The sequence below is a fragment of the Paenibacillus nuruki genome (assembly GCF_001721045.1).
In the GTDB taxonomy this organism is placed as follows: domain Bacteria; phylum Bacillota; class Bacilli; order Paenibacillales; family Paenibacillaceae; genus Saccharibacillus; species Saccharibacillus nuruki.
Genome location: NZ_MDER01000106.1, coordinates 1 through 7,071, shown reverse-complemented (window position 1 = coordinate 7,071; position 7,071 = coordinate 1). Strand labels below are relative to the sequence as shown.

The following is a 7,071-nucleotide window of genomic DNA, read 5'->3' as shown; positions in this document are numbered from 1 at the left end:
GTAATTAACTTATTGACAGTGTGAGAACTGTATTCTATGATGTTTGTATACATGAATTGAATATTTAAACAAGCGAAGCACGCTTAATGTCCTAGGGCATTTTGCGTGCTTTTTTGCGTTCAAAATAGAAAGGAGTCGGAACTTTGATTTCAGATGATAGTGATCTAAAAAAACTTAGTGCCGGAGAAATGATGCGTATCATTCGAAAAAGGAAAGGAATCTCACAATTACAGCTGGCTAGTAGTTTGAAATCATATCAAGCAAGAATTAGTCGGTTTGAACTTATGACAGCTATTCCGACTGTGAAGGAACAACTTCTTATTGAAAAAGTCCTGAACATAAAGATTTGGAGTAAATAATATGCAAATTGAAGTTAATGTAAGCGAACAAGCTCTTACTAGCAAAAAAAATATTATTATCGCACATCCGTCTGCATCCTTTGCAGAGCAACTAAAAATGCACTTTGTTAATGAAGGAGTCAATGTTCTTGGTGTATATGTGACCTCAGAACATCTATTAGAAGAGTTGTATCACTTTAAAGAAGAAAACAAATTTACGGTAGATGCAATTTTTCTTTCTTCTTCATTATGTAAAAAAATGCGAGATAAGAAGCTTGAAGTATTTGCAGATGTTACAGCCAAAATAAGAGAAGATTTCGGGCGTTCTACAATTATCGTTTTATCCGATGAAGTTACTAATCATCCATTACATGCTGAACTTGTATCGTTGGGTATCTACAATTTGATTGTAAAAACAAAAGATAAATCTTCTGAAATAAACATCAAACAACTTATTAATTATATTGATGTTCCCATGGAATATTACGAAGTGAAAAAGTATAAAGACTTTGACACAAACATCTCTTGGCGTAAATTTGTAAACCACAAGAACGATATCAATATTGAACATCACAAATCAGGTACTTCTCATTCAGTTGAACCAGTTGCCGATTCTCAAGAACGAAAGCCAGAGACTGAAGAAGTAGTTACTACTTCAAAAGAAAAACCAAAAAAATCAATCACACCTAAAGTTCAACAAAAAAGCACTCCTGATTTTTTAATGAATGCAGAAGAAGAGAACTGGATACTTCCAGCTGCTAAACCTAAAATACTTATTCAAGAAAAAATCATTGGTAAATCCATTATTGCTGTAACTGGAACTACACGAGGTGTTGGAACGACTCATACAGCTATAGCGATCGCAAACTATTTGTCAGAGCGTGGTTACAAAGTGAAATTGTTGGAATGCAATGGTTCAACAGATTTCGAAAAAATTGAACAAGCCTATCATGGCTCAAAATCTATAATCACTACTTCTAGAACTTTTGAGATTAATGGAGTTGTTTATGTCAAAGATTTAGAAAAAGAAGACTATATCAGTCATTTTGTTTCTGAGCATACGCATTATGTACTTGATATTGGGAAACTAGAAAAAAGTGAGTTTGAAGAAGAATTCCACCGAGCCTCGTGTCAAATTATAGTTGCATCAGGAAGTGAGTGGAAGCAACATGAAATTCATTCTTTTATTGAACAACATGAAGAAAACGATCAATCTCGCTGGAATTTTGCGGTTAACTTAGTAGAACAAATTATTATCAAAGACTTAAAAAGTGCGATGCCTAATCATCAATTCATTCGTCTTGGCTATTATCCTGATCCTTTTGTAGTGGATGACGATACCAGTCAAACGCTAACCCAGCTGCTTGATTTACCTAAACTTAAAAATAAATGGATGAAGCTTGGTTTAATTTCGATGGGTATCATTCTTCTTCTATTAATATTGATTTTACTTAAATGAAAATGAGGAGTGTTGTTTCTAGTGTCAATCAAGTTGAGAAATAAGAAGTTAGTCTATGCAGGACTTATTGGAGCTTCAGTAAGTTTACTGTTATTTGGAATTATAGTCATCGTGCTACTCAAGCAACAAAGTGAATATACCAAATCATTAAGAGCTCAATACGAAAGCCGTATTACTGTCGCTGAACAACAACTGAAAGAACAACAAGCTGTTTCAAGTAAAGTAGTAGTCGCAACCAAGGAACTCAAAGCAGGATCAGTAATCAGCTTATCGGATTTAAAGCTGGTTCATATATCCAAAGCGGGAGCACCAGCAAATACTATTCCAAATCCTGAAGATATTGTCGGTAAAGTAATCAAAATTGATGTGGGTAAAAATACACCAATTATTAACTCAATGGTTTATGCCAATGGTGCTACACCTAAAGATTTGCGCTCTAAAGAATACAATGTGCTTCAATTACCTACAAAACTTAAAACAGGTGATTTTGTAGATGTTCGTATTCAGTTTCCAAATGGTCAAGATTATATCGTATTAAGCAAGAAAAAAGTAGAAGATTTTGCTGGTACAACAACATGGTATGACATTAATGAATCAGAACTTTTAGCTATGAGTAGCGCTATTGTAGATGCTTACTTACAAGGAGCGAAACTATACGCTATCAATTATGTTGATCCATATATGCAAGATAAAGCTATCCCTAACTATCCATTAAATTTACAAGTCATTGATCTGATTCAATCTGATCCGAATGTGCTTGAAAAAGCAACACAACAGCTTTCCAGAACGGCGCGTGAAGTATTAAACAAAAATTTATCTGAAATGAGTAACGAAGACAAGATGAAAGTAGCAAATGGTATCAGTCAATTCCAAGTAGCACCTGAGTCTGACGTTGTTAATTCAGATTCGAACACTGGAACCAATAGTATTGATCCGACTGCAACATCAACGTCTAGTTCTGACAATTCAAATCAAAGTGTAGAACCGACTACAGATCCAATGTCTCAACCAGATCCATCACAAGAGTCTGTTCCACAAAATGAAATTGTGACACCTATAGAAACACCTAACGATGCAACATCGATCGATCAGAAGCAACAAGATGTATTTGAACAACCTTTAGTTAAGTAGGAGGATAACAATGAATTATTCATTATTTCTAAGTACAGCAGATATCAGTGATATTTTAATGTCACTTGCAAAAATGCTTCAAATTAGTAATCAAAATGTTTTGATTGTTGATCATACAGCTGAACAATTTCTTTGCTCGAATGTTCCTTTACTCCAGACAGGCAATTCTTATTCTGAGTTCGATGGCATAGATATTCATCACATGCCAGAAGGTACTTTTGCTAGTGAGTCCTTAAAAGATAGCTATGATCATATTATTATCTATTACTCTCACTTGGGATTTCACAATACGTATCCAAACTGGAGATCATTTCAGAATAAATTCGTAGTGTTATCGCCAGAATTATCTCAATTAAACAAAACCACAAAAATGATGGATTCCATTTTTAATGAAGAAAATGACAAAGAAAAAGCAGAGTTTATACGTTTATTTATCAATCAAGTCAATGGATTTATTGGAGAATCTTATTTTGAACAAATCTTGAAAAACTACCCCATCCGTTGGAAAGATGAACCTTTAGCTCTCTTATTTGAAGAACAAAACTACATTCAACGAATTGTAAATCAAAATAGCAACAGAGTGGATATTACAAAATACTCAAAAGACTATAAAGATTATATCTCTCAACTTTTTAGCATTATTGCTGAGAAAGAACCGAAAGAAATCAAAGCATTACTTAGAAAGATTGGAGGTAGAAAAAGAACATGGGGAGTGTCGTAACATTTTGGGGTCTTAAAGCAGGGCAAGGTGCAACATCTTCAAACTTAATTAGTGTCGCTGCCATCAATGGTATGGATTATCATCATCGTACGTTGCTATCGAATACGCAATTTGATAGCAACACCATTGAGCAAGCTTTCATCAATTCAAACCGTACCATAAATACACTTCATAACTATTCGACATTAGGTTTGGATCAGTTAGAAAATTTAGCTCGTTCCAAACAATTATCGAATAACTCTATAAAAGACTATACCGTGCCTATTTTTGCAGGATTAGATTTGCTACCAAGTACTTCTAAACCCTCTTCGGATATGCACACTAACATCACAGATGTAATTGGCAGTATCTATCAATCGTCTAAAAATGTTTATGACCTTACACTAGTGGATGTTCATCCGGGAGATAACAAATTAACGAATGAAATTCTTCACCATTCAGATCTTATTGTGGTGAATCTAAATCAAAACGTAATCGTTCTGAAAGCTTTTTTTGAACTTATTAAACAAAAGCCGGATCTTTTTTCAAAAATGATTATTGTGATTGGTCAATATGATTACAGTTCCAAGTACACGATCAAGAATATTTCACGAACATTTAAAAGCAAAATACCTGTATATGCCATTCCGCATAACTCCAATTTTATGGATGCATGTAATGAACAACAAGTCGTTGAATTCTTTTTAAAAAGAAAAAATATTAATTCAACTCATGAAGATTACTCATTTATGGAAGCAGCTCGCTGCTTAAATAAAGCTATATTCAAAGCGCTTGAAATAGATCACCGGTTGTATGAAGAAAGGGAGGATTGAACGTGGATTTTGCATTAATAGTCAATCGTTCTATCCTGGCATTAATTGGACTGAGCATAGTTATCCTTTTGTATTTTAAATTAACGTACAAAAGTGACCGTTCTGAAAAAATTAAAAAAGCTGAAAATAAATATACGATTCCTGCCATGATTGAATATCTCAAATCGGCACTGAATGAAATGACTTCAAGTTCTCTAACTGATCTTGGATTATCAGAAGAAGAATATACTCGACGTACTAATCAAAGAATACAGCTCATTAAATCTTTGAAAGATTGTACACATGGTGATCTCAATGCCAAAAACTTCTTAAAGTGGACCTTTTATGATCTCTTTCTTAAAACATATGATTTGAACGAAGAAAATATCAATAAAGTCATTCCATTTAACGATTCAAAGTCACTGACAAGCCAAGATAAATTCGACATTCTAATTTATCAATACAAAAAGAAACATGGCTTAAATGCATTAACTAAGCTCATTCAGGATGAAGAACTGGATGTTTTGAAACCATCTGGTGATCCTGAGAATCCATCTTATTCATACATCATTACGCCTGAAGAAATTAACAAAGCTTATAAGAATCTCAAAAAACCACTTCATTTTGAAGACAAGCTGAACATTATTGTTCAACGTCTGTATCAGTCTTTTAAGGGATTTAGTGTCGTTGATGAAATAAGAGACATGAAGATTGATGGAGTGAGTGGAGGCGTATCTGGCGTTCCTTTAAATCAATTAGAGTATGACGACGATGCCTTATATTTTGCAGACCAAATTAATAGTAATCGAACCCCTTTAAGTCATGATAGTGTTTGGATTTTCTTTAAAGGTAAATCTATTCATTTGTCCTTCTTATCCTTTGGTACAGAAGCAGAACTTAAAAGAGTATGCCAAAATATTTATCGCTACAATAATCCCGGGCAACTTTCTGAAGCTAATGGCTACAAAGTAAATGAGATGAAAGATGGCTCACGTATCGTAGTTGTTCGACCTAACTTCTCTGAATCGTGGGCGTTTTTTGTTCGGAAGTTTGATACTCAAGCTGCAAACCTTGAACAGCTAATTAACAAGAATATTAAAGGTAGAGAATTATTGATTCTCCTTTTATCTTATTTGGTCAAGGGTGGACGAATTTTAGCGCTTACTGGATCGCAGGGTTCAGGTAAAACGACAATGCTAATGGCACTTATCGAATATATCGATCCTACCTTTACATTGCGTGTACAAGAAATGGCTTTTGAGCTACATCTACGCAAAATCTTTAAGAATCGGAACATTTTATCGTTTAGAGAAACGGACACAGTAACTGGACAAGCTGGACTTGATGTACAGAAGAAAACCGATGGTACCGTTAACATCCTGGGGGAAGTCGCAACCGATCCAGTTGCAGCATGGATGATTCAGATGGCGCAGGTAGCAAGTTTGTTTACTATCTTTACTCATCATGCCAAAAAATTTGATGATCTAGTTCATTCATTGAGAAACTCCTTGCTGAAAGAAGGTATTTTTCACGATGAAAAGACAGCTGAAGAACAAGTTGTACGGGTACTTAATTTCGATGTCCATTTAAAACGGGAAAAAGATGGTACTCGGTATATCGAAAGAATTACAGAATGTATCTACTTAGAGCAAGATGACAATTACCCTGACGACATCAAAGGGGCAATGAAAACATTCTTCAAAAAAATGACTAATCGAAAAGTCTTTACAGAAAAAAACATTATCGAATATCAAAATGGTGAGTATGTACTATCTCATTCTATTTCACAAAAAAATACAACAGAAATGCTTGAAATGATGAGTGCAAAAGATCAAACAGACTTCCAGCAATTTATTGCAGAGAACTGGGGTGAAGAAGCCCATGTCATTAATTAATATTCTCGTCTATGTACTTATTGGATCATCCTTCTTATTTTTACTTATGATTGCTGGCTATAAGTTATATACCCGGAATGCGCAGCAAAGTGGCAGAGCTGATGTGAATAAAACATATGCTGACTATATAGGTAGTAATAAGTCTAAACGAGTCAAGGCGTATAACCAGTTTTTACAAGATTCTTATTTTGCTTATATCAAAGTTCCATTTTTAAAAGCATATATTTTGCGTATTCGTAAAAGGCTCCAATCGATTCATTCTTATGATGAGTTCACAATGCGAAGAGAAACAATGAAAATTGTTTTTTACACTCTCGCTATTGTAACCAGCTTTGTTATTGTTCTGTTATTTATGAATAAAGGCTTAACTTCAATATTCATGCTTTTATTAACCGCAGTTGTAATACATGGAACTTTGATCGATACCTTTGTGAATCGCGTTGAAAACAGATTGCTAAATCAGTTGAATCTTGTACTAACAGATGTGAGGAACGAATATCAACAACACGGAATGATCGATATAGCTCTACATGATGCAGCAGAAGCATCGACGCATGAAGCTTCTTTACATGCACAAAAGGTATACGAAATTCTTTCAGCTTCTGATCCTGAAAAAGAACTTGAAATCTATTATCAATCTGCACCAAATCGATTTTTAAAAACATTTGCTGGCATCTCTTTTTTAGTGAAAGAATTCGGGGATAAAGACATTGAAAAAGGAAGTCTCTATTTAAAT

General features: G+C 34.2%; 6 protein-coding genes and 1 pseudogene. All 7 read left to right on the top strand.

The window, feature by feature from the left end; all coding sequences use genetic code 11:
* The first annotated feature begins 143 nt into the window (after positions 1–143).
* Positions 144–359 (top strand): helix-turn-helix domain-containing protein, encoded by a 216-nt coding sequence (locus PTI45_RS23235; protein ID WP_069329967.1) that lies wholly within the window; start codon positions 144–146, stop codon positions 357–359.
* A 1-nt stretch (position 360) separates the two neighbouring features.
* On the top strand, positions 361–1,797 hold the full coding sequence (locus PTI45_RS23230; protein WP_069329966.1) for a hypothetical protein: 1,437 nt from the start codon (positions 361–363) through the stop codon (positions 1,795–1,797).
* Positions 1,798–1,818: 21 nt separating this feature from the next.
* On the top strand, positions 1,819–2,928 hold the full coding sequence (locus PTI45_RS23225) for an SAF domain-containing protein (RefSeq protein WP_069329965.1): 1,110 nt from the start codon (positions 1,819–1,821) through the stop codon (positions 2,926–2,928).
* A 10-nt stretch (positions 2,929–2,938) separates the two neighbouring features.
* Positions 2,939–3,649: a hypothetical protein gene (locus PTI45_RS23220; RefSeq protein WP_069329964.1), complete on the top strand. Its 711-nt coding sequence runs from the start codon at positions 2,939–2,941 to the stop codon at positions 3,647–3,649.
* Complete coding sequence (locus PTI45_RS23215) at positions 3,634–4,461, top strand: CpaE/TadZ family protein (RefSeq protein WP_069329963.1); 828 nt, start codon at positions 3,634–3,636, stop codon at positions 4,459–4,461. Before PTI45_RS23220 ends, PTI45_RS23215 begins: the two co-directional genes overlap by 16 nt.
* 2 nt (positions 4,462–4,463) lie before the next feature.
* Positions 4,464–6,335, top strand: coding sequence for an ATPase, T2SS/T4P/T4SS family (locus PTI45_RS23210; RefSeq protein ID WP_069329962.1), 1,872 nt, complete (start codon positions 4,464–4,466; stop codon positions 6,333–6,335).
* Positions 6,322–7,071 (top strand): annotated as a pseudogene (locus tag PTI45_RS23205) (hypothetical protein); the annotation flags it as partial. The gene PTI45_RS23210 and the pseudogene PTI45_RS23205, both read left to right, overlap by 14 nt.